We start from the raw sequence: 23,835 nt of genomic DNA, 5'->3' as shown, positions 1-23,835 counted from the left end.
ATTCAGGACTGATGCAAAAATTAAAATAAAAGAGAATAACGGGCTCTGCACAAATGGGTATTGCACTCTATAAGAAGTAATAAAACCAATTAATAAATCAATAGTCGCCTCTCATACCACTTTTTCAAATTGTTAAAAATGTGTTCATTATGCAATATTTTTTGCTCAACACAAAGATCGTATAAGAAAACCTGAGGAGATGGAAATCCAGGAACGCTTTTAGACCCACCAAGTCACCGAAGCCACGGCCCAGTTAGTCGAGCATACACCTGAAGCAGAATTGGCATGAAGCTTGGCAGTTTTAATCACTGTAACGTAAGATTAAGATATAGAAAAATGGAAATAAACAAATTAGGAACCGATTAGAATTGGCTTTTGCAAAGGTGAATTTATAAATAAATGTATAAATTACTATGCTTCCTTCCCAGCTTGTTCAATAATAGGGCAATAATTATTTTGCTTTTTTTATTGGTTAGCGCCATTATTTGGAATGTAAATAATATCTAAGATCTTTAGGAATTAGATTACATTTTCTATTGACTAAACGTTCATTCAATAATAAAACAAAACTGAAAATTCAGTGAAAAATGGAGGGGTTGCATTGGATTTACATTTCGAGATTACTGGCAATGGTCGTCCTGTTGTTCTTATTCATGGCGGTGGGACTGATTTGAGGCAATGGACATTTTTAGCATCTCTTTTATCTAAGGATTACAAAGTTATTGCTTTTGATGGCCGTGGTGCCGGTAAATCACCATCCCCTATAAAACATGTAAACTATGTAGACGAAGTACTGGACTAATGAATTACCTGGAACTTCATCAGGCAACGATTATTGGCCATTCCATGGGCGGGCAGATTGCAACTGATTTCGCTCTTAATTTCCCTGAAAGAGTATCGAAACTTGTGTTAATTGCTCCTTCTTTAACTGGTTTTACCTATTCAAAGGAGTTTGGACAATATCATGACAGAATATTGGAAAGTGCACCCAATATAGATAAGATGTTAGAGCTTGCCCTTCATTCACCAACATATCAGGTGGTAATCGATAGTCCGCACAAAAATCTCACTGTCCAAATGCTCAGACATCATTTTGAGCGCATGCTTAAGTGGCCCGCTGATTTCTGCATGAAATGGCCACAGCCGCCAGCAATAGGACGATTAGAAGCATTGAACGCCGAAACCTTATTTTTTATCGGCAAAAAGGACTTGGCAGACAATTTTCGAGTTGCCGATTGTTTCCGTAAGGTTCCAAACATCGGATTCATCGAAATAAAGGATGCGGATCATATGCTGCCCCTCACCCATTCTGAAGTTTTATATGAAGAATTCACTGCTTTTATGGAGGATTGAAAATAAAATGCCACGTACACCTGAAGAAAATGACCGTATTCGCCAAGCATCAAAAGAAAATATTCATACTGCAGCCATGGAGTTATTTATGAAACAAGGATATTACGCTACTTCTATAAGCGATATAGCCAAGAAGGCGAGTATTTCTAAAGGGTTACTCTATAATTATTACAAAGGAAAAGAAGAACTGCTTTCTGAAATGGTCGAGGCCAGAATCAGGGAAGTGGTGGAAGTCATGAAAGTAGCGTTCGCCTTAAATACACCTCGTGAACAGCTTGAATATATAATCAATGGTGCCATTGATTATATCCACCAAAAACCGGAAATCCATCGCTTCTATCTACACCTTCAAACTCAGCCAGAGTCAGATGAAGAGTTGATAAAATTCAGTCATCTCATTATTGAAGAAAATGCTAGACAATTTGAGTTTCAATGTAAAATATTTGAAAGTATGGGTGAAAAGGAACCAAGGAAACGATCGTTATATTTTTCATCTGTGCTGCAAGGTATTATGTTGATGATATCCACATATCAACAAGGGTTTCCGGTAGAAGAAATAAAGAACCAGATTATAAGGGAGTTTTGTAGCTAGTCTACCGTTTTAATAGGTCATATCTTGAATAAAGATTAAATGAGGAACTTCTACAATCGAGCGCTTAAAATACAGTAAAAAGGTTCTTCAACAAAAAAAATCCCCATGATTATCTTTAGACCTTATATTATGCCTGAAGTTCAAACAATTAATAGCTGACTTCTTTGTGATCTTGATCGGATGATTCCGTTTAAAATCTCTTCAGAAACCTATCTGAAGAGATTTTAAGTTTATTTGATAATTGAAGTCGTTAATCTCTGCCCATCTATTCTACTAACATTATACCGTCGGCAATCGGGCGTTCACCTGCTGCATCAGAGGGTCTTGTGACTCGCTCATCCCCAACTGTCATGGTCGTCGATCCGCCGCCGTCTAGATTGATGGCATCGATTGCCCCTAATGATTTCATGATTTTCGCACTTTCTTCAAAATTAGCTCCCACACTCCATCCGGGTGCGCGTCCATCGATGGTGACAAATAATAGATTGCCATTTTCTTTGATTCCTGCAAGCGTTCTAGGATTACGGCGCTCCCCAAAACGATAATAAAACCCAGGGTTTTCTTCCCAGTGAAAGCCTTCCTCTACGGCATTAATGGAAATTTCCCCTTTTTCCATTAAACGAGGACCTCCATTAATCATGCTGGTGGTTTGGTCTAATTTTAATAGCTTTGCATCCCCGATGATTTCACTCTTCACCTGAATCTTCATCCCTTGTCGGGCATGGTCACGAAGCCACTCTGCTGCCTCCCCTGTTCCCGCTAGAACAGAACCACTGCCCGGAATGACTCCTCCGCGATGGTTACGAATTACCGTCACTTCTCCGGCATGATTTACGACTACTTCCACACCGTCGCCCGATTCTGTCTTTCCTCCAAATACGGCCGTATATTGGATAAGCTCACTTTCATCATTACAAGTAAAATCATGTTTCGCCCGTTCTGTTGTCGTATCTCCTCCAACACCGCCACAATTGCGGATTAATCCTGGCTTCCGATTTAATCCATCCACTTCCCTGACCGCACCATCAGATGACGTAGCCTGAATTGACGTTGAAACGGACGCAATGTTTGCCTTCTCTTCAACAGAAGATAAAATTAGAGCTGAACGGCCATTTATCGCCTCACTGACAAGCTGACCTTCGCTGGCGAATATACCGGCAAGATCGCCTGGTGTTCCATCCTTCTCTCCTACAACAAAGTATCCGGCATTAACTCCTGCAATGGCATCATTTCTGTCAGCGATTTTGGTCAATGTTTCTTTCCCTGTCACTGTATCATTTGCCAATTCAGGTTCCACATGCCCTTGAAATCGATCCTGATCCACTTCAAGGACGTTCACTACCCATGGTCCTGTTGTTTTCTCTCCGTCTTCTCCCGTATACACAGTCCGTAGACCCGAATATCCCTTTTCCGATAACTTGTTTCTCATTTCGGCTGCATCCGCTTCCAGCTGATATTGGCCAATGCGGACAATGTATCCAAGTGGACCTTTTTCCCCATCATCCATGGCCCGATCCGCTTCTCTTATGATACGAGCTTTTTTGAAACCATCTCTCTTTAAATTTCCCAACAATATCTTTGCCTGCTTCTTTGTTTTTACAAATGCCACATCCACTGTGAAATAGTCTTTAGAAGATGCTTCACCACGATGGATATTGATATACGTCACTCCTGGTGCTGGATTCATGGAAGTTCTTTGCTCAATCAAATTGGGTGTTCCTAACGGAAGCACATGATTCTTCACATGTAATTGAGCATTCAATTCTGCATGAACTGGAGTTTCTGGAATGGCATTTACAATCATCACAGATGCTAGACTAATAGTGGCGATAGGCAAAATGGGCTTTTTCCATAATTTTTTCATTTATTCCTCCAATAAAGTTATGTCCTGCTTTAACTTTATTGGAGGAATATGATGGAAAATTAAAAAGACTATTATATTTCAGTCAATTTTAAGTGAACAAAAATGAGCATAAATACTCGATAAATATTACAATTCATATTTGTGAAAGGATAACTTTTAGGACATCTTCACTTTGATAACTTAAATAACAATGTTTCCTTTGAAGAAAAATGTAATAGTTGTACGAAGAGCCTTTCGGGCTTTCCATTTAGGTAGAGTTGTCTGTAATAAGTTAAGTGTATCAATGACCAAAAATTTTTATACAAAAAATTTCCCTGTGGTTAACGAAAACAACTCAGAGTTTTGTTTTATTTTTTGAGATAAATTCATTCATTTACTTCTTGCCTCATTTGCGAAAGATTCGATCGAAAAATGTTTTCTTTTTCTCAGGAGGCACAGGAAGATAGAAACGATTCTTATTTGTTACTTTAAGATAAGGCGTTAAGATGTCAGTCTTCTCCTCTACAGAAATTGCGGTATTAAGCTGTTCTTCAATTTTCGCAAAATGTTTCGCTGTCGAGCCTTTTGGCGTATAAACAAAACGGACATCTGGGAAATTTTGTGATTCAACTGTTTCTTTTTCAGTATATGCATGTACAGATGGTCGTGCCCAAAAAACACTTTTCCGCACCACACGTGCAGGACTTCCTGCAGCTGCTACATTTGATGGGATGGATTTTGCCACTAGTGACTTTGCACCTAAAATTGAACCTGTACCTACTTCTACTCCTTTTAGAATCATGACGTCCTGTCCAATCCAAATGTGGTCACCTAAGTACACACTCTTTGTTGGATTTATCCGTTTTTGAGTTGTTACATCGTAGATCAAATGTGGATCTGCCAAACGAACGACTACACCACTTGAAAACATATTATCATCACCGATGAATAGATTCTTTTGCTCAGAGAGAATAAATCTCGCTAAACCATTAAATGAATAGTTGCGACCAAGGAAAAATGTATTATCATTCCAAACACTGACGCTCATCGTTGCATTGCGATTTGATTTCCCAATGATTATGAGCGAGTTGTTGCCATTAAAATTTAGCGTTGCATTTTTAAATTCAGCTCCGCGTTCAATGATTAACCGATTTCCTTTACCCCAAAATTTGATTTTACTATTCACAAACGAAATCTCATCTTCGGTATTTCCTATAAAGTGTATTTCATTATTTGTTTCCGGTTTATGCAAGATGTTAGAAATGCTTTCCATGCTGTCCATACCCACTTTCAAAGTGTTAAAAACGCTTTCATTATACATCATTTTTAGCTCACCACAAAGACCGCATAAGAAAATCTGAGGAACTGTTAAGTTGAAGCCTTCAGATTTCCGAAAAAGGGTAATTGAATTAAAGGTTGTAAATCACCATGAACAATTGCTGGTAGATAGTCGTGAAGTTGCAGAAATGGTTGGGAAACGTCATGACTATTTAAATTGAGATATTAAAGGATACGTAAAGGTTTTTTTAGAGTTGTCCGTCAACAACTAACCTTTTTCGCTTCTGATAAGCTTTCACAGCTGCTTTCGTTTCCTCACCTTAAATCTATCATCAGCTCGATATTTAAATTATTGGAGTATTCACTTTTAATGAATGCTATTATTCATACAAAAAAAGCCCTCATTTTAAGGGCTTTTTTGCTAAGCTAATTGCATTTAAGCATTATATTCTATTACATTTCATATATTTCATCCAAATAATTTTGCGAAGGTATTTTCACCGGCGATCCCGTCTGCAGATAATCCATTAGCCCTTTGTAATGCCTTCACCGCTATTTCCGTTCCGCTTCCAAAGATACCATCTATACCATGTGGATTATGCCCTTCCAAATAAAGTGCAGCTTGAAGGATATAAGTGATATTCCCTTCCGCCCCTTCCCTAACATTAGGTGAAGCTGCTTTTGTTTGGGGTCCCCATATTCCATCAACATTAACCTTTGCACCATATTGTTTATTCAATTCGGTTTGAAAACCCTTGATCAGCGCTTTTTTAGTATTGGGACCATAATAACCATCAACATCTATTTTTGCAGTATACCTGCTATTTAATGTCCTTTGAATGGACTTGATAGTTTGATTGCCGCTGTCCTTTGCTGGCGTATCTTTTACTATGACTTCAAATTCGACTTGTGTAGCTGGTGGAGTGGTTCCATTCACTTTTGATACCAGTCTAGGCTTCACTCCCGCTTTTAACTGAGAATAAGTCAGTCCGCCCGTCATATCCAAGTGCGGATAGTCTTTAAAGCTTGACCAATCCCCTCCCCATGAAAAGCCCAAGGATTTACCAATTGCCGCTACCCGTTTCCATTTTGTATCAACCGTCCATATTGCATTCTTTCCATCATCGCTGACGATGAAATAATCAATGGCTAGTCCAAAGTTATGGTAAGATTGACCTGGCTTCGCGTTGGTCACTCTCGGTTTCGATAAATCACTATAGTTTTTACCATCGTAGATATATCCTAGGCGACCTTGACCATATAGCTTTGCTTGCTCTTCCATAGATCGATAACCTGCGCTGATTTGCACGAAAATTCCTTCTTGGTATGCCCGCTTAACCATTTCCAATGCCGATTCTTTTACGACTGGATGAATTCCGCTGCCCATATTCTTTTCTGAACGATCCAATAAAGTTTCTAATTTAACTGTCAATTTTATCACCTCCTAATATGTTATGGTGCCAATTAGGAATTGCTTGTACACCTACCTTGACGTTACAAAAAAACGCCCTTTTATGAGGACCTAGTATAGGTTCATGGTTCTTAAATAAAAAAAGCACAACCCTAAATGGGGCTGTGCTTTTAATCTATTATAAAGGCATATTTTGATCTTCTTTATCTTTAGCAATTACCCTTATCAACTCATCCAGCTTTTCATTTCTTTCTTGGTCTAATCTTGTCTTTGCATTGATGAATTTAATTATCTTAATTATGAAATAAACACTTAATACAATAAGTCCCAAATAGAACAAAATCGGTATGATTGCAAAAAGCCCTATTAAACTACTGGCTTGATCCATAAATAATTCCTCCCAAATGTAAAATATAGTATTATTATACAGGAAAAATAAAGAAGGCGTCCGATATTGATTTTTTATTTAAATAATTATTTTGCGAAAAAAAACTGAAGCTAGCCATATTTTAATGATCTCCAAATAGTCATCAGAAAATTTCTTAAAGATGGGGTGAATCCATATTGAAGGATTTGAATCAGAAAAAGGGAGAAGTTTAAATTACCATTATAAAAACCCCCATCTTATCTATTCAAATATAGACATAAATTAGGGTTATATATTTTTTGTAGCGTTTCTTTCACGATTATAAAATAGATAAATTGAATTAAAGAACTTCATATGATCAGTACATACTTCTCTAACCCCCACTTATCTTTGCTCTCTACAAAATGTTTTCTAAAAAGAAGTACACCTAGAACAGTGGATGAATCACATCATGGCCATATCTTTCGATCTAATTAAAAAAATCCCTCGTGGATCCCCTATACATTGTCAGCCTTTTCCGGGTATAAGAAGTTCGTGTATACGTAATTTTAAGAGTTACCTAAAGTATTGAAACTCCATGAATTGTATCAATCTCCTCCGATTCCAAGTCATTTTAAAGCAAGTAAATTTATCTTACTGCCTTTGTAAATCAGTAGATTGATGTTTATTTCATGCTTATTAATAGATCTTATATGATGGTTTGAGGAGATAATGGGGTTCCTCATACTCACTGACCAGCAAATGTGAGTCTATGAAAACCGATCATTACTTACAATGGTACAAGGATGACAGAACTTTTAAGGTAAATAGATGCTTAGACAATCCAGTTCAAGTAAATCCTGGTGAAGTTAAAGATAAGTTCCTCCGATTTAGTACTAAAGTGTAATTCTTTAATTCGAATAAGGTTAGTGTTAACATATAGTAAGTATATCTTCTATTGAAGGAGCTAATTATGAATCCCAATATTTTATTGCGTAATAATGTAAAGTTTAAAGGAAGTGGTACACGACCAATGATATTTGCTCCAGGTTTTGGTTGTGATCAAAATGTCTGGCAATCAGTTGCAAAAGACTTTGAAGATGAATACCAAATTATCCTATTTGACTATGTTGGGTCAGGTAATTCAGATATACAGGCATATAACGTGGAAAGATACAGTACTCTTGAAGGGTATGCACAAGACGTACTTGATGTTTGTTCCGCATTAGACCTAAAAGATGCTATATTTGTTGGACACTCTGTTGGATGTGTGATTGGCATGCTGGCGTCAATTAAACATCCTGAATATTTTTCTAAACTTGTTCTGGTTGGTCCTTCTCCTTGCTACCTGAATCTGCCTGATTATTACGGGGGATTCGAAAAAGAACAACTTTTAGGATTGATTGATATGATGGACAAAAATTATATAGGCTGGGCAACCGCCTTTGCTGGAACGGTAATGAATAATCCAGATCGGCCAGAGCTTAAACGGGATCTAGAGAATCGTTTTTGCTCTACTGATCCTATTATCGCTCGACAATTTGCGGAGGTTACCTTTTTTGCAGACAACCGTAAAGACTTACCAAAAGTAAAAGTACCATCACTCATTTTGCAATGTTCAGAAGATGTTATTGCTCCGTCAGCAGTAGGAGAATATATTCATAAGCATCTTCCTGATAGTACATTGAAAGTGATGAAAGCAACAGGACACTGTCCACATATGAGTCATCCTGAAGAGACGATATTCTTAATTAGACAGTTTTTGGATGAATTTCCGACAAACGATTTATAGATAGAGATGGGTGTGAATTTTTGTGAATGAACAACTGAATGAGGCACCCTGCGGATATTTTACTTTATCAGAAGAAGATGATATTTTATCCGTTAATCAAACCTTACTTAAATTAATGGGGTATAATCTCGATCAATTGCAAGGGCAGCCTATTAATTTTATCCTTTCGGCTTCTGCTATACTCTTTCATCAGCTTTATCTGGTTCCTCTGATCAAGTTAGAAAATCAGATTGAGGAAATATACATATCCTTAAAGTCTGAAGACGATGAAGAAATACCTGTGTTACTAAACGCTGTTCAAAGAGAGCGTGATGGAAGAACTATTATTGAGTGTGTGGTGATTCCAATGCGAAAAAGAAACGAATTAGAAAATGAGCTTCTTATAGCGAAAAAAGAGGCAGTGACAGCTCTAAATGCTATGAATAAGGCTTATTCTGATTTAGAGAATGCTCATGAAACGATGAAAGTTCAAAAGGATAAACTTAGTGAATTAAACGAAAAAAACGAAAAATACAAAGTAGATACAGAAAGAGAACTGGGTCTTGCCAAAAAAATCCAAGAGACATTATTACCAGTTCCTATTATTAATGAACATCTTGAAATTCAAGCATATTATAAAGGCTCCAATCAATTATCAGGTGATCTATATGGATTTTATCAAATTGACGCCCAACGGTATGGACTTATCCTACTTGATGTGATGGGGCACGGTCTTTCTTCAGCTCTCATAACCATGTCACTTCATTCCATATTTCAGAGATTAATTTTAAAAGGTTCTGAAGTGAAAACTGTGATGAAGGAATTAGATGATCACCTTCATTCTTTATTCAAAAACACAAGTGAAACTTGGCATTACTGCACAGCCGTCTACCTTTTAATCGATACTGATAAGAGAGAAATTAATTATATCAATGCAGGCCATCCTTCCGTTCTTTTACAGGATATAAACGGAAAACAATATCAGTTGCGTTCTAATCGGCCTCCACTCGGGATGTTTGAAGAAATTATTTTTAAAACAAATACCCTTACATACAATAAGGACAGTAAGCTGTGCCTTTATACAGATGGAGTTGAAGAACCTCTAGGTTCAAACCGTTTATGCTCATTGTTAAAGACATATTCGGCTGCCCCTTTATCTACACTTAAAGAGGAAATTATACAATCGCTTAGAAATGAAGAGGACACTGACCAACGTAAAGATGACCAAAGTCTTATTTTGGTTAAACTAAAATAAGACTTTCGGGTTGTGCTATCCGTTACATAAACTGCTGTTCAATTTCTTGGGACTTCAGGTAATAGATACTAATTTAGTCGGTTCGAAAACCGAGAGTCTTAATGGACCAGTTTTGTAATTGTCATAAAATAAAACAAATGAGGAGCTATCTATTTTGGGTAGCTTCTATTTTTTATGAAAAATAACTATCAAAAATCATCCAGCTACCAGCACACTTTCAATCGATCTAACCAGCTTTTCATTAATTTTGCCCCATTTACCTTCCAATCATTTCCATAATATAATGAAGCTATTAAAGAGGAAGGGGGCATGGCAAATGAACGAAGGTAGAGATCCATTCGTTTCTTCACTCGCTTCTCATTTAAACATGCGGCTCACTCGTTTGGCAGAAGAAAGGGAAATCCCACTGGAAAGATTATTGGATAAATCCGTCGAACTGTTACTTGAATATATGGAAGACAATGAATTGATCAATGACCATGTTAAATTAAACAATGTTGAAGCGATTAATAAAAATAATGAAATCATTCAGCAAAGCAGGCAGATCCTTAAGAAAGACTAGCTTAAAAACACTCAGCCATCACGGTTGAGTGTTTTTAAGCTTTTATATTTCAGAGCATTACTCACCATCAACTTCAAGTCCAAATAAAAAAGGCAGCCACTAGGCCTGCCTCTGTTGAACAACTTATGTCCAGTCATTCATTTAGTGATTAATAAAAACGGCGCCTGTTTTTTTTGCATTTGCACTTACATTTACAACGCTTTCCAGGAAACCATACTGTACTTGGGTCATTGTTCTCAAAACATTTTTCTTCATAACAACAATTTATCTGCATACTAACACCCTCCTTACTCTTGTATATGCATGGACTGATGGAAGGTGTGGACAAGTTGCTTAAAGATTAGAAGTGAATGAGAATTAATTAATTCATTTTCCATGATTCTGGACAATTTCCAATGTATGTGGAAGCAAACTGAAATCTCCCCAAGTTTTATGGCCAGGAATAACAATCTTCGCATCATTATAAACATACATTAAATTCTTCATCGTATTTGGCAAAGCTTCCATGTTAGCTTCATCAATGATTCCAGAATTCTTTTGTTTCAGTGCAAAAATCATATCACCAAATAATAAGGCCATTCGCACCGACCTTATTACCTTGTATTTCCGTATGTTGTATGAACCCATACATCCTTTTTTATTTGAGTTAATATTATTGATCCATCTTCACTCGTTAATACCGTTTTTTTGATTTGCTCACATGAGCTGAAGCCGGTGTCGAAATGTTTAGTAATAAAAGACAAAAACTTGCTAACACGATTATTAAAAATCCTTTTTTTAACTTTCATATAATTCCTCTTTTCTATACTATATTTATAGAATTATATACACTTCCAAATTTTAGTTTGAATATATATGACCTCTCAACGATTAGACCATAATATAGTTATGTAAACAATTACTTATCAAATTGAATATTATAGATTAATCAAAATTTAACGGAAGACTTCAACATCAAGTATTTAACGACGCAGGCATAAAATGATGATTGCGAACACCGCAATTTGTAGTACACAGAGTTTAGCCATCTGGCGAAAGTTATTGACAATGATTATCATTACTATTAATATATTGATGTAGTCACTGAAAATGAATATCATTATTAATTAGACATTTTTTGGTATGTTTTTAACCTACTCTATAATTAATAAGGAGCAAAATCAGAATGAAAAAGCTATTCATCCCCTTCCTACTCTTGTTCGTACTTATTCTTAGTGCCTGTGGGAGCAAAGAGACAGCGAACGAAAATAATGCATCCAAGGCTAAAAAAGAAACAGTTACATATCAATCTGAAACTGGCCCTATTGAGATTCCTAAAAAACCAAAAAGAATAATTGCTCTCTCTAATGGACCTAATGTATTGGCTTTAGAAGGTAATGTCGTTGGGATAGACCAATGGACTAATATGAATCCCCTTTTTAAAGAAAGACTAAAGGGAGTGGAAGTCGTATCAGAAGATAACCTCGAGAAAATCATTGAACTGGAACCGGATCTAATCATAGCGGGATCCGAAATGAAAAATATTGGAAAGCTAAATGAAATTGCCCCAACTGTAGTATTCACTTGGGGAAAATTAGATTATTTATCACAGCAAATAGAAATCGGAAAACTCTTAAATAAAGAAAAGGAAGCAAAAGAATGGGTTAATGATTTCGAAACGCGTGCAGAATCCGCAGGAAAAGCGATACGTGCAAAAATTGGTGAAGATGCAACCGTTTCTGTGATTGAAAATGATGCTAAGGAGTTTTATGTATTTGGAAATAACTATGCACGCGGAACTGAAATATTATATCAAGCAATGGATTTGAAAATGCCTGAAAAAGTAAAAGAAAAGGCACTTAAATCCGGCATTTATGTACTCTCATCTGAAGTGCTTCCTGAGTATACTGGAGATTATATTATCTTTAGTAAAAACCCAGATGTGGTTAACTCATTTGTGGAGACCGAAACGTGGAAAAATATACCTGCAGTTAAGAACGATCGTATATTTGAAATAAATAGTAAAGCATCCACTTACAGTGATCCAATCACTCTAGAGCATCTTCTGGAATTTTTCGAAAAATCATTTCTTGACAAATAATATGCAAAAAGGAATTCTTTAAATGAGAATTCCTTTTTGAATGTGTTTTATACTTGAATTGCTTCTCAGAATAATAAAAAGAAACTGTTACCTAAAAGGCACTCAAGTGTTAAATCTAACTGATATTCATATCAACAATGAAAAGACCTAAACTTTACCGTTAAGGTCACACAAAATCAAGCTTTTCTTATCCTCCATTATTCTTTCTTGAGGTATTCTTCTAAAATACTCTTATCATAAATTCCTCTTTCGTGATCATCTGCATTGGATATATCCTCATATTCATAGTAACCCATCTGCTAACAATTTACATAACCTACTTTGTTGTTTTATTAGCGCGTGTAAAACAAGAACTTAAAGGGAAAAAGCTGAATAACCCTTTGTATAATTACTTATTCAATGCTAGATAAAATTTGTTTTCTTATATTTGCATCAATTTTATTATTTGAATAATTATCTTGTAAACTATCAATTAAACTAAAAATCATTTCATCCGTTCCATAGTTAATTTCTAAGAAATTATTTATGAAATGTTGGAATAGATCTTCATCCACTGATTCTATTGGAGCAGGTAAATATTTTTCCCCTTGCTCAATGTAAGCTTTCCAATCAGCAAAAGCAATTGCATCAATAATGCAGTTCCAAGCCTTCATCTTTAATTCGTTCTCCTCAAATTGCATTAGAATGAATAGACCTGTTTCATCAGCATTATCTAAAAATTGATAGATAGTATCTCCAGAAATGTTTTTGTTTTCAACCCAACTCCAGCATAAGTCAATTACTTCTACTGCATCTTTATACCCAGAAGAGTTCGAAAGCATGCCAATAACTTTTTCAGACAAAGTTAAAAGAAATGCTACCTGTAAATCAGCGTTCATTTCATTAATTTTTTCTATCACAAACTTTACCTCCTTATTCAATCAAAACTCCATTTTTCAAAATAAAGGACAATTTCCAGCAGGTTTAACCCCCTCTACTGTCTCAGAAGATAACTTTATCGTTAACTCATGGTACCTTTTACTTAGTTACATGAATATTCCTGGTTTAACATTTGGATTAACAATTCCTTGTATACAAGTTGTACAGGCACCTTTTGGATTAGATTGATGTAAATTTAATGAACCGGTAACCTCTTCTGCCTTCAATCCTATTCTTTCAACCTCCAAAATGAATTCATTAATTACACCTTCCTCAGCATGTCTAGTAGATAAAGGATGGGAAGAAGGTGACTTAATTGGCCTATTGGGCATTACTGTATCTAAATCAGGTAAACCTGCTTCTTTTCTAACTTTAGGTGAGCCACCCTCAAATATTTTACCTTCTAAACCTTTTACATCTGTTTTTCCAATTGCAATTGTTTGAGTTTCAGGAACACCTAGTTTTATTCTAAGAGTTTCCAAATCCTCTTTCCCAATGGTAATACCCGGTTTACTACCAGTTCCATTTAAAGCCTTACCACCATCACTCTTCACCGCAAACTTCTGCACGATATCCTTAATCGTCGTTATCAAATGTAACATGTTTATAGTTGTTTCCATACGCCGTCGCTAATTCTTCGACCCTAATCCGGAGAGGTACTTCCACCTTGCCGGTTTCCCTGCCGAAGGTTGAACCTTCTGAACCTGTTTTTGCGCAAATTCCTTGCTGTAAGGGATGAACTTTGTACCACTCGTACTTTATCGGCGACTTTGGCTGCACCAGCTACACCGTCGATTCCGAGCACCATCAACAGGCCGTTCTGGCGCTGTTCCTCGGTTAGCTGGTTGCCGAACATGTCTTTGCCGGTGGCTGCTTCACCGAGGCCATTGGCTGCGAGGAGTCCGTATATCCTGTATTCGGCTTTCTGGAGGAGGCTATAGTCCTTCAGTCACTATAATAAAAGGACCTTAACAACATACGTTAAGGTCCTTTTATTTACCAACCAAGATTTTCAAAAAAATACTATTTTGATTTAACAGCTTCTTTTATTTGTTCTACGACATTATTAAGCCACTGTATAGGAGTTAATCCAATTGCGGGATAATAAATTTCAGCATTAGTTTGAATATAGTTTTCCTTTTCTTGTTTTGTTCTATTACTAGTTAGAAATTCGTCACAATACTTTATTGTAAAAAGCAAACATTCTTTATTAGCTTCGTTTATAAACTCAGCTAATGCTTGTTCAGGCGAACTAATATCCTGGTGGAATGTTCCACCTAAAAAATCTTCTAACTCTTCTAAGTAATCATAACTTTCGTCCATTTAAATTCCTCGCTTCATTATTTTTCTGGATATCCTGTTAGAATAAAATTACCGTTTGAATCCTTTTTAAGTACAATTTTTGCATTTGTAACATTCTCCACAACTTCGGAGTTTCTTGATACACTTCTACCAATTATCTCTCTTTCATTCTATATAATGTTTTACTTTAGATATTCAGCTTCCCATTTATCTTGTTTTTCTACTGGGCTAAGTTCTGAAATATCCTCATATCCATAATTAATTTTCATTTTTCCTGTGTTATCTAAAATGAAAGTTAGGTTTGTCCATAGTTCCTGTTCTTGCTCCTTAAATTCTTCACGCAATCTTGAAAAATAATTATACAAATCATCATCAAGCCCATCAAACTCTTCCTCATCAACATTAAATAAATCTGTTATATCCAGACTATATACTGGTTCCCCTCCAGTTTCAGGGTAATAATAGAAAAAAACTTTTTTATAACCTTCTCTAAATTCAGCGTATAAAAAGATTTGTTTCCAATCCTCTGGAATTATATTAATTAATGTATTCGCAATTTGTTGATATGTCTGCTCCATTATTTTGGTTTCCATCTACTTACCTCCTAAATAATTAGTTAATCTATCTGAATATTTTTTTACCATCTATTACATAGTTGATTTTAAACTCACTTGGTCTAGCTGATTGTGCCTCATATATGGGTTTTACTTTAATGGTTACTTCTTTACCCTCTACTAAAGCCTTCTTCCATGTATTCTCTAGAGTCTTATATTCACTCCTATTTAAAGTAGCATTCATGGGTACTAAGTTATCTATTTCACCAGAACCTTTAAAGATACTTGCAATTAAATGTCCACCATCATCGTTTGATAGTCTATCGTCTCCTCCAACCTTTCTTTGGGCATAAGGATTTCGTTTTGCTTTACCCAATTCTAATTTAGCTTCAGCAATCGCAATACGTCCGTTATCATCAGTGGTATATTTATATCCTTCTTTTGTTGTATACTCTACATTGGGTTTTAAGGTCTTCTTACGATTTACTTTCGTGTATTGTTCACCATATCTAACGTTATCTATACCCTTAGGAACACTTTTCCCTGAAGCAGCCTCTACTTTGCTATCCTTCACCGCAAATTTCTGATAGGCTTCCTTAATTGTCTGCTTTTCCATCATAACTTGGCGAAGGGTTGGTCCTCCTGCGAGGGATACTTGTTCCATACTTATCCGTTTAGGGATTTCTTTTTTACCTAGTTCGTCACCTACATTTTTTAACGTGGTTTTTCCTGATCTCGCTATGTCTGTTATTGTAGCTTGAACCTTTTGAACCTGCTTTTGCGCAAATTGCTTGCTGTAAGGGACGAACTTTGTACCACTTGCTATTTTTTTCTTAGCCACACTTGCCTGAAGTAATTCTATATGATTTTAAGGCCTCACGGCCTATTATCTGAGGAACCTGTATGGCTTAAGATGATACATATTCATATCAAAAGTGAAAAGACCTTAACTTTTGGGTTAAGGTCATATAAAAGAAAAACAAGTTGCACCTTATTCGGTAAGCTCTCTTAGCCGATTAAACTGCACATCCAGCCATGTAAAATGTCATCTCGCCTATTTATCTTTATTATTTTCACAAACCAAGTATTAAAACAGAATGCCTTGATGGTACAACTATCATGAGTTATGAATTTTTCATTAGCATTTTTTATGTCGTCCATAGCAATTTCTCACATAAAACAAAAAGCACCTGTTGTCCGTTTGACAATCAAGTGCTTTATTCAATGTTTTACTTCCTGTATAGTTTAGTTGTGTAACTTAAATTCCCGTAAATAAAATCTATATAGAGCCTTTAAAAACATCTACATCGTTTTCGTTTAATACTGCTTCTATTTCATTACCTTCAAAAACAACCATATAATCATTTGGTAAAGCAAGAACTTGAATGATTTCTGGTTTAATTTTTAGTAGTTGATAAGCATATAGAGCATACAACTCTGTAGTATTATTATCCTCTACAGGACCTATATACCAACCTGAATCTCCTTTTTCAACATCTCCATTTCTTTGTAAATATATTTTCTCAAGTTCTAGTACACCTTTAGTAAGTATGATTTTATCACTAAATTTTATTGATAAACCATTGACATTTATCTTTCTCAAAAAATGACCTTGTTCTAGTTGTACCCACAATGCTAAAGTTAAATCTTCTGTTATATCTTCAAATGGATTTCTAGAGTAATCAGGAGAAGTCAATATAAAATTCCCGGTTTCTCTCTCATGTAAATAATAGACAGACCAACCAACTTGAAGAGAGAATCCATGAATTAATTTATTACAATCTACCTTTTCTAATATAGCAAACAAATTTTCTATTTGAGGTTCTAATTCTTTTTCGGCAGTCACTACAATGGTTTTACCCATAATAATCTTTTCAAATTTCTTCATTACTTCAACCTCTCCTCTATAGCTACTTTTAGCGCTTCTCTAGCTTGTTCCTCTTTTTCTAGCATCTCCATTCTAACATTAACAGGAACCTCTCCCATCTTAGAATGTCCTTTCCAATCAGCCCAACTATGAGCCCCCTTAGAGGCATTCGAAGATTTCCCAAGACCAACAAAATTATCTTTTAGATTTAGAATTTCTATCTGTTGTTCTCTAGTTAACCTACTGAATCCTTCGATTTCAGTTATTTCTTTCATTGAAACAATATGGTCTGCTTCAAACTTATCAACTTCATACCCGTATACTGGGTCTACTTTAGGACCATCTGGATTAACCATTTTTCTTATCTCGTTACTTGGTGTCTTTTTCCTCAGGTTTTTATATTCACCTTTTGTAATACCCTTAACCTTACCCTTAGGAACACTCTCCCCTGAAACAGCCTCTACATTGCTATTCTTCACCGCAAATTTCTGATAGGCTTCCTTAATTGTCTGCTTTTCCATCATAACTTGGCGAAGGGTTGGTCCTCCTGCGAGGGATACTTGTTCCATACTTATCCGTTTAGGGATTTCTTTTTTACCGATTGCTTCACCTATATTTTTTAACGTGGTTTTTCCTGATCTCGCTATGTCTGTTATTGTAGCTTGAACCTTTTGAACCTGCTTTTGCGCAAATTCTTTGCTGTAAGGGACGAACTTTGTTCCACTAGCTACTTTATCAGCGACTTTAGCAGCACCTGCCACACCGCCGATTCCGAGTGCCATCAATAGTCCGTTCTGGCGCTGTTCCTCGGTCAGCTGGTTGCCGAACATGTCTTTGCCTGTGGCCGCTTCGCCGAGGCCGTTGGCTGCGAGGAGTCCGTATATCCCGTATTCGGTTTTCTGGAGGAGGCTAAAGCCTTTTGTCGTTTTATAGGCATCGAGCGCGTGGTCCGCTGCGTTGAGTCCTTTGGCCGTTTTGTATAGGGCGCTTCCGCCTTTGATGGCCCGGCCGGCCCAGCCAACGACGGGGATGAATCCAGCGGCGGCCATGGCGCCTGCGGCGATTCGTTCGGCATCGGACAGCTTGCGGCCCGTTACTGGATCGACTCCGGTTGAGGCCCTGATAGAATCATAATATCCCGTGAATTCCCCTGTAAAGGTTTTTGTCGTATCCCAGGCTTTTTCGTACCATGGGCGGTTTTCGAGTTCTTCCATTTCTTGTTCGATTTTCCGGGCTTCGGCTTGCTGCTTTTTGAAGGTTTGATAGTCTTTCATCTGACCGGCGACTTCATCCTTCACTTGATAGACATCACTGCTCTTGAATGCCGATTGATTGAATGTCATCGGCGAAACGTTGCCGTCCTGTTTGGTGGCATCAAGCAAGGCACGAAAGAGGCCAACGGCCACGTTTTCCTGGCCGACGGACACATCATATTCCTCGATCAATTGCCGGTCGACATTCTCGACCTTTGTCACGGTGTCATCCAGCCTGTGCCCGGCCAGCGTGATTTTTTCATTAAAGTCCTTTTGGTCGAATATATCAAGAGCCAGGATATCGTCAATGCTGTTCAGGATTCTTTGGAGATCGTTCGCTTGTTCATCGACAAGCGATTTCGCTTGGTTGATGCCGTTTGACACTTCGCCATCTAAAAAGGGAACCTCGACCACCGTATTTCCGGAGAGGTCCGCCTCTTCCAGGGTGGCCGGTATACCTTCCAAAAAACTGATCTGGGTCGTGAATAGTTCCATCCAGGCGTCCGCCACCTCGATTTGCGCTTCATAGAAGCTTTTGATGGCGGTAGCACCGGCTCCCTGAAACTCGTTATCCAAGCCGACGATGCCCTGAAATTCCTTTTTCAGGGCTGCGACTTCCTTTTTTAGTTCTTCATATTGCTTGGCGCGCGACTTGGTTGCGGCCGTCAATGTCTCGGCTTCATATATTTTCATTTCACAGGATACCCATGTGAAGACGTATGGGCGATGGCTTCATCCTGTTCTTTTAATAAGTCAATGTTGGCACGGGTATCTTCCACATTTTTCTGGACGATTTTGATATATTGTTCAAAGACCTTCTCCAGGTTCGTTTCCCGATCGATCCATTTCGAAGTGAATTCCAATTTATTGCTGCCAAGCTCGCCTGCCGGCAAATTTCCAAGCGTGACTGTACCAAGTGCCGTCTTCACCTGATCGACTTGCTTCGTTACGGCAGGATGATTCAGTTTGATTGTCGTCATTAAAACAACCGCCTTTTTAAATCGGATATTTTACTTTCCAGCTGCTCAAATGCCTCTTCACCTTTGCTCAAAAGGGAATCGGCTTCTTGGGCTATATTCCCCGCTATGCTCAGAAGCGTGTTCTCTGCATTCAGCTTGGTAATCATCGCTTCGATTTTCCATTGGTAATCATCATAATCGTCATGAATGATACTAAACATCACATTATAGGCATCATGACGGGCTTCCTGAAAGAGATCCGAGCGATTCCCTGTCCAGCTGCCACCTAGCTCAGGGTCTTTTATTTTCCTAATCTCGCTTAAGCACATGCTTTGCTCTTTTATAATATCGTTCTTCGCATTTTCTAAACGCTCTATTTTCACATTCAAATCAGCTTTTTTACCGGAGATAGCAGAGTGTATATTACTCAAAATATCTGCATAAACCATGAAACTCACCTCAGAAACAGTATAATCCTACACTAAATGTCATATTTTCCTATTTAATATTATAAGGATTATAGTCCGAGAGTTAAATAGGGAGAAATATGCTATTTTGTCAGTTAAAAGAGAAGATTGGCATAAAAAAGTTCCTACATACCATATTCTTTATACCCGGCATTTTACCAATTTTAAACAAGTTAGCAGAATGTCATCTTATTAGATTCTCTATAAAAATTTCCGACACTTCATTCAAACTGCCCTTGACTGTATCTGCGCAGTAAGTCATCCCGAACAAATTCCCTGCAAGAGGAAGATAAATGTGACCGCTCGGGATGTATCAAATCGCCAAAAGGCAAATCACCGACAAATTTAACTTCACCTTCAAAATCCTGTCCGGATTCAGCATCAAAACCGATGACCTTCACAAAACAGGTTTTGTGTCCGGTTTTCATAAAATCAATTACTGTTAACACATGATTATGTACATCATTCATCCTTTTTTCCTCCAACTCTAAGCATTAAGTTTTACTAACTTTATAAATAAAGAAACCGATCAAACAATCATGGCTAAGGTTGCTAAAGGCATTAAAAACATTGGAAATAGGTACTCCTGCTTTCCATGAATTACTTTATTTTTCTATGTATTTTGTTCAATCTCCCCTAATTTAACTGAACTTGCATGTCCTGACTTCTTTCATTCACATATGCTTTTATACGTTTCCCATAATATACTTCTCTTAGCATGTGTATGATTTCACATTACTTCCACCAAAGGTCAGTCTGGCAACCCCGAGGACCTTCCCTCTTCTATATAGATTTATAACCTGCTATAATCTAAGGATTGGAGGTGTGAAAAAATGAAAGAAATCATCCAGATATTAGCTGAAATCGTCAATAATCTTCACGATTTCATCCTATTCTTTGTAAGTGACACATTAAATTCAAATGCAACGGACAAAGATTTGCATTTTTGGATAATGGGAATCATCGGTATCATCATATTTTTGTTCGTGTTATTTTTATCTAATTTAATTGCCCGGATGCGTTTTGGGATAACGATACTCTCTTTCCTTTATACCTTTACAGTCATGGTTGTTTTAGTATTTGCCATTGAGATACAGCAAGCCCTTACCAGCAGGGGAAATATGGAGTTTCAAGATGCGGCGATAGGCCTATGGGGGTTCATCGTATTTTTCATGGTTTTTGCTGTACTATCATCCATATTCCTATTGGTGAAGAATTTTTTCAAGCAATCAAAATAAAGGTAACGATAGGTCACCTTGCTTAAAACATTCCTAATGCCTTTCAATAACTGGAAATTCGGATTTTGTATTGGCGGGAATGATAAATTCTCTGTAGCAGCATCTTAAATGGAAAGGAAGGTTACAGAGAAGCAAATTTGATTCGGGGAATTACTTCGATTCATTTTCATTGAATAAATCAATGCTGAACAGATTAAAAGAATCGTCGTCATTAATACGTTCTTGGTCATTTCCTGTTATATCAGGACTATTTTCCCTGCGACGGCGATTTACTTCCCTTAATTCCGCTTCCAGAAATTCCGCTTGTTCGTGGGAAAGCTTGATCGTGATTTCATTATTTTGGTCATCTGCAGCTTTCAAGAGGACATAGCTATCCGCAGCATTACGTAAAGTCACATTGCTTACTGTTAAGTTCATGTTCGCGAGTTCATATCTTGCCTTCATAAAGTAAAAAGAACCTCCATCGGAAAATACCGGTTAAAATAATGTATATTAAATATACTCTACTTCAAGATATTTAAATATACAAATTCTTTGTTTGGAAAAGCCTTGAAACCTAAAGAATTCTACCTCCTTAACGAGCTTCACAAGACCATATATGGAAAAGTGATGAACCATATCATTAAAGCCGCGTTCTTGAATAAAGGTCCAGGTGAAGTTTCATCCCTTTTAAAATACAGAAGTTTTGGAACCAATGGAGCAATTGAATGCTAATTCGTCCCTTTCTTAAAAAATACTTGAATGAATTCACATTGACTGTAAATAAATGGAACCCTTCACTATCGGAAAGTTTCCATTTGTTTATAGTTCTTTCTCGATCGCGGAAGTAATATGGTATGGACCCATGCTTTTATTTGAAGTAATGACGGTTCTCAATCGATTTGCCGGATATACCGCAGAATTGAAACTTACACCCGGGTCATACCCCATAAGATGATATTTGAAAATCCCGTCATTTTTTTTACGGATCCATATACCATATCCATAATATTCCCCTTCATCTCCAGTTGCAATATGGGCTTCCAATAAGAGAGTGGTATATTCTTGATTCAGTAACTGATTGGAAAATAACCCATCCCAAAACCTGAACATATCTGATGCGGTAATATACGCTCCTCCATCCGCACCGCCTTTGATGGGAAGGGAATAAACGTTAGTTCTCCATGCTCCATTTTCTTCGTCAATATACCCTAATGCAGTATTTTTAGGAAGCTGGTCCATGGAAAAATAACCGGAATTTATCATTTCACAAGGAAGAAAGATGTTCTTGTCGATATATTCAGAAAATTGAAGTCCGGTTAGTTCCTCAACAATCAATCCTAATAAAATATAGCCTGCATTATTGTAATGAAATCTTTCCCCGGGTTCAAATATCATCACATCATCTTGAAACATTGGGAGGAAATCTTTTAATCTTTTTATATGGTACATCGGATTTTTCTGCCAAAGCTCTTCAAAATCATCCATCACTTTCTCATCAAAGTAATCAGGAATTCCCGAAGTGTGTGTTAAGAGGTGATGAATGGTTACATTTTGATGGAAATCAGGAAACACGATAGGAAGACAGTCTATAAGCTTAGAATCAAGCCTAAGTTTTCCTTTTTGTATTAACTGGCAAATGGCTACCGCTGTAAACAGTTTACAACCGGAAGCAATTCCGAATCTTGTTTCGGCCGTATTCATGATTTCATCCGCTCGATTGGTATAGCCATGTGCTGAGCTATGAATCAGGTCATCTCCCGCTTTCACACCGATAACACCCGAGAATTCAATTTCCTTGCATGTTTCTTCAATAATCCTGGATATATCCATATGTAGAGTCGACATTTCGTTTTCCCCTTTGCCTGTAAAATTTTCATAACCGATGTGTTGGCCAAGGTGCTCATTAGGTCTTGCCAAAAAACCCGCATCTTATGTGATGCGGGATAACTTATTTCAGATTTCACTCGTTCTTTTATTTCCACCAAGTATCATAAACATTAATGGCTTCATTGCGTTTATGTTCGGTTTTAGTATACCATCCTTCGATGATTTCGGCAGCTTCCGTTCTGATTTCCTTGCCTTCAAGATAATCATCGATTTCATCGTAGCTAACGCCTAAAGCCACTTCATCAGGAAGTAATGGTTTGTCATCTTCTAAATCTGCCGTTGGTATTTTCGTATAAAGACGCTCAGGAGCACCGACGAATTTGAGGATTTCTTTTCCTTGCCTTTTATTTAAGCGATATAAAGGTAGGATATCCGCTGCACCATCACCATGTTTCGTAAAGAAACCTGTGATCGCTTCAGCTGCATGGTCCGTACCAAGCACAACGCCTTTATACAGTCCGGCTAAATCATATTGTACCTTCATTCGCTCACGTGCTTTGACATTTCCCCTTAAGAAATTCGATAGCTTTTCAGAAACCGCTTCTTCCACAGCTTTTACTGAAGCATCCACCGCTTCCTTGATGTTAACAGTAACCGTTTGGCTTGGCTTGATGAATTTTAAAGCCAGCTGCCTGTCATCTTCATCAGCCTGTACTCCATATGGCAAGCTTACAGCAACAAACTTATAGTCGCTGCCATTTTTTTCTTCATTCAATTCATTGACAGCGGTTTGAGCAATATACCCCGCCAGTGTTGAATCTTGACCTCCGGATATCCCAAGTACAAAACTTTTCAGAAACGTATTTTTCTTCATATACCCTTTTAAAAGATCAACACTTTTCCTGAATTCGGCTTCAGGATCGATCGTTGGTTGGACAAGTAATTTTTTTACGATTTCTTTTTGTAATGGACGCATT

At 37.2% G+C, this 23,835-nt stretch carries 28 protein-coding genes and 3 pseudogenes; 9 read left to right on the top strand and 22 right to left on the bottom strand.

The window, feature by feature from the left end; translation table 11 throughout:
- Positions 1-193: 193 nt before the first annotated feature.
- The 4 genes and pseudogenes from ACIROD_RS18230 to ACIROD_RS18215 form a co-directional block, all read left to right on the top strand.
- Positions 194-283: pseudogene (locus ACIROD_RS18230) on the top strand (DUF3898 domain-containing protein); the annotation flags it as partial.
- A 318-nt stretch (positions 284-601) separates the two neighbouring features.
- Positions 602-802 carry an alpha/beta fold hydrolase gene (locus ACIROD_RS18225; RefSeq protein WP_402942709.1) on the top strand — a complete coding sequence of 67 codons (201 nt, stop codon included), beginning with the start codon at positions 602-604 and terminating at the stop codon, positions 800-802.
- On the top strand, positions 802-1,353 hold the full coding sequence (locus ACIROD_RS18220; RefSeq protein ID WP_402942706.1) for an alpha/beta hydrolase: 552 nt from the start codon (positions 802-804) through the stop codon (positions 1,351-1,353). The genes ACIROD_RS18225 and ACIROD_RS18220 overlap by 1 nt, the downstream gene beginning before the upstream one ends.
- A gap of 7 nt (positions 1,354-1,360) precedes the next feature.
- Positions 1,361-1,945 (top strand): TetR/AcrR family transcriptional regulator, encoded by a 585-nt coding sequence (locus ACIROD_RS18215; protein WP_402942703.1) that lies wholly within the window; start codon positions 1,361-1,363, stop codon positions 1,943-1,945.
- 265 nt (positions 1,946-2,210) lie between these two features.
- On the opposite strand, the gene ACIROD_RS18210 is transcribed toward ACIROD_RS18215, so the two are convergent.
- From ACIROD_RS18210 to ACIROD_RS18190, 5 genes and pseudogenes are all read right to left on the bottom strand, one after another.
- Positions 2,211-3,809: a phosphodiester glycosidase family protein gene (locus ACIROD_RS18210; protein ID WP_402942700.1), complete on the bottom strand. Its 1,599-nt coding sequence runs from the start codon at positions 3,807-3,809 to the stop codon at positions 2,211-2,213.
- A gap of 385 nt (positions 3,810-4,194) precedes the next feature.
- Positions 4,195-5,112, bottom strand: coding sequence for an acyltransferase (locus ACIROD_RS18205; protein WP_402942697.1), 918 nt, complete (start codon positions 5,110-5,112; stop codon positions 4,195-4,197).
- A gap of 202 nt (positions 5,113-5,314) precedes the next feature.
- Positions 5,315-5,380 (bottom strand): annotated as a pseudogene (locus tag ACIROD_RS18200) (peptidoglycan-binding domain-containing protein); the annotation flags it as partial.
- Between the two features lie 155 nt (positions 5,381-5,535).
- The gene (locus ACIROD_RS18195) at positions 5,536-6,498 is read right to left on the bottom strand and encodes a peptidoglycan-binding protein (protein WP_260357580.1); all 963 of its coding nucleotides are present in this window, start codon (positions 6,496-6,498) and stop codon (positions 5,536-5,538) included.
- Positions 6,499-6,655: 157 nt separating this feature from the next.
- A complete protein-coding gene (locus tag ACIROD_RS18190; RefSeq protein ID WP_230176344.1) occupies positions 6,656-6,865 on the bottom strand; it encodes a hypothetical protein in 210 nt (69 codons plus the stop codon).
- Between the two features lie 931 nt (positions 6,866-7,796).
- Here ACIROD_RS18190 and ACIROD_RS18185 point away from each other — a divergent pair.
- The 3 genes from ACIROD_RS18185 to ACIROD_RS18175 all read left to right on the top strand — a co-directional run bounded on the left by ACIROD_RS18185 (position 7,797) and on the right by ACIROD_RS18175 (position 10,411).
- Positions 7,797-8,615, top strand: a complete 819-nt coding sequence (locus ACIROD_RS18185; RefSeq protein ID WP_402942692.1) for an alpha/beta fold hydrolase — start codon at positions 7,797-7,799, stop codon at positions 8,613-8,615.
- A 22-nt stretch (positions 8,616-8,637) separates the two neighbouring features.
- Positions 8,638-9,849, top strand: coding sequence for a SpoIIE family protein phosphatase (locus ACIROD_RS18180; protein WP_402942689.1), 1,212 nt, complete (start codon positions 8,638-8,640; stop codon positions 9,847-9,849).
- 316 nt (positions 9,850-10,165) lie between these two features.
- Positions 10,166-10,411, top strand: coding sequence for a ribbon-helix-helix domain-containing protein (locus tag ACIROD_RS18175; protein WP_252297950.1), 246 nt, complete (start codon positions 10,166-10,168; stop codon positions 10,409-10,411).
- Positions 10,412-10,777: 366 nt separating this feature from the next.
- Here the strand turns inward: ACIROD_RS18175 and ACIROD_RS18170 are convergent, their stop codons facing one another.
- Both ACIROD_RS18170 and ACIROD_RS18165 read right to left on the bottom strand, forming a co-directional pair.
- Positions 10,778-10,990, bottom strand: a complete 213-nt coding sequence (locus ACIROD_RS18170) for an MBL fold metallo-hydrolase (RefSeq protein ID WP_260357577.1) — start codon at positions 10,988-10,990, stop codon at positions 10,778-10,780.
- A gap of 549 nt (positions 10,991-11,539) precedes the next feature.
- Positions 11,540-11,641: a hypothetical protein gene (locus tag ACIROD_RS18165; RefSeq protein WP_353616210.1), complete on the bottom strand. Its 102-nt coding sequence runs from the start codon at positions 11,639-11,641 to the stop codon at positions 11,540-11,542.
- On the opposite strand from ACIROD_RS18165, the gene ACIROD_RS18160 reads away from it, so the two are divergent.
- Positions 11,607-12,491, top strand: coding sequence for an iron-hydroxamate ABC transporter substrate-binding protein (locus ACIROD_RS18160; RefSeq protein ID WP_397314750.1), 885 nt, complete (start codon positions 11,607-11,609; stop codon positions 12,489-12,491). The two genes, ACIROD_RS18165 and ACIROD_RS18160, sit on opposite strands and share 35 nt — an antisense overlap.
- A 392-nt stretch (positions 12,492-12,883) precedes the next feature.
- Here ACIROD_RS18160 and ACIROD_RS18155 read toward each other — a convergent pair whose 3' ends face one another.
- The 12 genes and pseudogenes from ACIROD_RS18155 to ACIROD_RS18105 all read right to left on the bottom strand — a co-directional run bounded on the left by ACIROD_RS18155 (position 12,884) and on the right by ACIROD_RS18105 (position 20,281).
- Positions 12,884-13,390, bottom strand: a complete 507-nt coding sequence (locus tag ACIROD_RS18155; protein ID WP_260357575.1) for an Imm6 family immunity protein — start codon at positions 13,388-13,390, stop codon at positions 12,884-12,886.
- 126 nt (positions 13,391-13,516) lie between these two features.
- A complete protein-coding gene (locus ACIROD_RS18150) occupies positions 13,517-13,963 on the bottom strand; it encodes a hypothetical protein (RefSeq protein WP_402942684.1) in 447 nt (148 codons plus the stop codon).
- 22 nt (positions 13,964-13,985) lie between these two features.
- On the bottom strand, positions 13,986-14,189 hold the full coding sequence (locus tag ACIROD_RS18145; RefSeq protein WP_402942682.1) for a hypothetical protein: 204 nt from the start codon (positions 14,187-14,189) through the stop codon (positions 13,986-13,988).
- Positions 14,190-14,432: 243 nt separating this feature from the next.
- Positions 14,433-14,732 carry a contact-dependent growth inhibition system immunity protein gene (locus ACIROD_RS18140; protein WP_101221988.1) on the bottom strand — a complete coding sequence of 100 codons (300 nt, stop codon included), beginning with the start codon at positions 14,730-14,732 and terminating at the stop codon, positions 14,433-14,435.
- A gap of 17 nt (positions 14,733-14,749) precedes the next feature.
- Positions 14,750-14,872: pseudogene (locus ACIROD_RS26225) on the bottom strand (RNase A-like domain-containing protein); the annotation flags it as partial.
- A 21-nt stretch (positions 14,873-14,893) separates the two neighbouring features.
- A complete protein-coding gene (locus tag ACIROD_RS18135) occupies positions 14,894-15,304 on the bottom strand; it encodes an immunity protein YezG family protein (RefSeq protein WP_101221985.1) in 411 nt (136 codons plus the stop codon).
- Positions 15,305-15,332: 28 nt separating this feature from the next.
- Positions 15,333-16,106 carry a DNA/RNA non-specific endonuclease gene (locus ACIROD_RS18130; protein WP_260357573.1) on the bottom strand — a complete coding sequence of 258 codons (774 nt, stop codon included), beginning with the start codon at positions 16,104-16,106 and terminating at the stop codon, positions 15,333-15,335.
- A 438-nt stretch (positions 16,107-16,544) separates the two neighbouring features.
- Entirely contained in the window at positions 16,545-17,153 is a 609-nt protein-coding gene (locus ACIROD_RS18125) for an immunity protein Imm33 domain-containing protein (protein ID WP_101221984.1), read from the bottom strand.
- A complete protein-coding gene (locus ACIROD_RS18120) occupies positions 17,153-19,078 on the bottom strand; it encodes a ribonuclease YeeF family protein (RefSeq protein WP_402942676.1) in 1,926 nt (641 codons plus the stop codon). Before ACIROD_RS18120 ends, ACIROD_RS18125 begins: the two co-directional genes overlap by 1 nt.
- On the bottom strand, positions 19,075-19,365 hold the full coding sequence (locus tag ACIROD_RS18115; protein ID WP_260357571.1) for a YwqI/YxiC family protein: 291 nt from the start codon (positions 19,363-19,365) through the stop codon (positions 19,075-19,077). Before ACIROD_RS18115 ends, ACIROD_RS18120 begins: the two co-directional genes overlap by 4 nt.
- Positions 19,365-19,793 (bottom strand): DUF5082 domain-containing protein, encoded by a 429-nt coding sequence (locus ACIROD_RS18110; protein ID WP_260357570.1) that lies wholly within the window; start codon positions 19,791-19,793, stop codon positions 19,365-19,367. The genes ACIROD_RS18115 and ACIROD_RS18110 overlap by 1 nt, the downstream gene beginning before the upstream one ends.
- Before the next feature lie 239 nt (positions 19,794-20,032).
- Positions 20,033-20,281, bottom strand: a complete 249-nt coding sequence (locus ACIROD_RS18105; protein WP_260357569.1) for a hypothetical protein — start codon at positions 20,279-20,281, stop codon at positions 20,033-20,035.
- A 363-nt stretch (positions 20,282-20,644) separates the two neighbouring features.
- On the opposite strand from ACIROD_RS18105, the gene ACIROD_RS18100 reads away from it, so the two are divergent.
- Positions 20,645-21,049, top strand: a complete 405-nt coding sequence (locus ACIROD_RS18100; RefSeq protein ID WP_260357568.1) for a hypothetical protein — start codon at positions 20,645-20,647, stop codon at positions 21,047-21,049.
- 150 nt (positions 21,050-21,199) lie between these two features.
- Here ACIROD_RS18100 and ACIROD_RS18095 read toward each other — a convergent pair whose 3' ends face one another.
- The 3 genes from ACIROD_RS18095 to nadE form a co-directional block, all read right to left on the bottom strand.
- Positions 21,200-21,493 carry a hypothetical protein gene (locus ACIROD_RS18095; RefSeq protein ID WP_063593415.1) on the bottom strand — a complete coding sequence of 98 codons (294 nt, stop codon included), beginning with the start codon at positions 21,491-21,493 and terminating at the stop codon, positions 21,200-21,202.
- 357 nt (positions 21,494-21,850) lie between these two features.
- Positions 21,851-22,876 (bottom strand): serine hydrolase domain-containing protein, encoded by a 1,026-nt coding sequence (locus tag ACIROD_RS18090; RefSeq protein ID WP_402942669.1) that lies wholly within the window; start codon positions 22,874-22,876, stop codon positions 21,851-21,853.
- A gap of 127 nt (positions 22,877-23,003) precedes the next feature.
- The gene (gene nadE, locus ACIROD_RS18085; RefSeq protein ID WP_230176349.1) at positions 23,004-23,834 is read right to left on the bottom strand and encodes an ammonia-dependent NAD(+) synthetase; all 831 of its coding nucleotides are present in this window, start codon (positions 23,832-23,834) and stop codon (positions 23,004-23,006) included.
- Between the last annotated feature and the right edge of the window lies 1 nt (position 23,835).

The sequence above is a fragment of the Peribacillus sp. NPDC101481 genome, assembly GCF_044767165.1.
GTDB lineage: Bacteria > Bacillota > Bacilli > Bacillales > DSM-1321 > Peribacillus.
Note: the sequence above shows the minus strand (reverse complement) of the source record. Positions and strands in the feature narration are given on the sequence as shown.

Coding starts and splice junctions, on each gene's coding strand:
- ACIROD_RS18120 (WP_402942676.1), bottom strand. CDS start 19,078: ATGAAAATATATGAAGCCGAGACATTGACGGCCGCAACCAAGTCGCGC.
- ACIROD_RS18170 (WP_260357577.1), bottom strand. CDS start 10,990: ATGGCCTTATTATTTGGTGATATGATTTTTGCACTGAAACAAAAGAAT.
- ACIROD_RS18135 (WP_101221985.1), bottom strand. CDS start 15,304: ATGGAAACCAAAATAATGGAGCAGACATATCAACAAATTGCGAATACA.
- ACIROD_RS18125 (WP_101221984.1), bottom strand. CDS start 17,153: ATGAAGAAATTTGAAAAGATTATTATGGGTAAAACCATTGTAGTGACT.
- ACIROD_RS18105 (WP_260357569.1), bottom strand. CDS start 20,281: ATGAATGATGTACATAATCATGTGTTAACAGTAATTGATTTTATGAAA.
- ACIROD_RS18100 (WP_260357568.1), top strand. CDS start 20,645: ATGAAAGAAATCATCCAGATATTAGCTGAAATCGTCAATAATCTTCAC.
- ACIROD_RS18095 (WP_063593415.1), bottom strand. CDS start 21,493: ATGAAGGCAAGATATGAACTCGCGAACATGAACTTAACAGTAAGCAAT.
- nadE (WP_230176349.1), bottom strand. CDS start 23,834: ATGCGTCCATTACAAAAAGAAATCGTAAAAAAATTACTTGTCCAACCA.
- ACIROD_RS18215 (WP_402942703.1), top strand. CDS start 1,361: ATGCCACGTACACCTGAAGAAAATGACCGTATTCGCCAAGCATCAAAA.
- ACIROD_RS18205 (WP_402942697.1), bottom strand. CDS start 5,112: ATGATGTATAATGAAAGCGTTTTTAACACTTTGAAAGTGGGTATGGAC.
- ACIROD_RS18190 (WP_230176344.1), bottom strand. CDS start 6,865: ATGGATCAAGCCAGTAGTTTAATAGGGCTTTTTGCAATCATACCGATT.
- ACIROD_RS18115 (WP_260357571.1), bottom strand. CDS start 19,365: ATGACGACAATCAAACTGAATCATCCTGCCGTAACGAAGCAAGTCGAT.
- ACIROD_RS18110 (WP_260357570.1), bottom strand. CDS start 19,793: ATGGTTTATGCAGATATTTTGAGTAATATACACTCTGCTATCTCCGGT.
- ACIROD_RS18140 (WP_101221988.1), bottom strand. CDS start 14,732: ATGGACGAAAGTTATGATTACTTAGAAGAGTTAGAAGATTTTTTAGGT.
- ACIROD_RS18210 (WP_402942700.1), bottom strand. CDS start 3,809: ATGAAAAAATTATGGAAAAAGCCCATTTTGCCTATCGCCACTATTAGT.
- ACIROD_RS18185 (WP_402942692.1), top strand. CDS start 7,797: ATGAATCCCAATATTTTATTGCGTAATAATGTAAAGTTTAAAGGAAGT.
- ACIROD_RS18175 (WP_252297950.1), top strand. CDS start 10,166: ATGAACGAAGGTAGAGATCCATTCGTTTCTTCACTCGCTTCTCATTTA.
- ACIROD_RS18220 (WP_402942706.1), top strand. CDS start 802: ATGAATTACCTGGAACTTCATCAGGCAACGATTATTGGCCATTCCATG.
- ACIROD_RS18090 (WP_402942669.1), bottom strand. CDS start 22,876: ATGTCGACTCTACATATGGATATATCCAGGATTATTGAAGAAACATGC.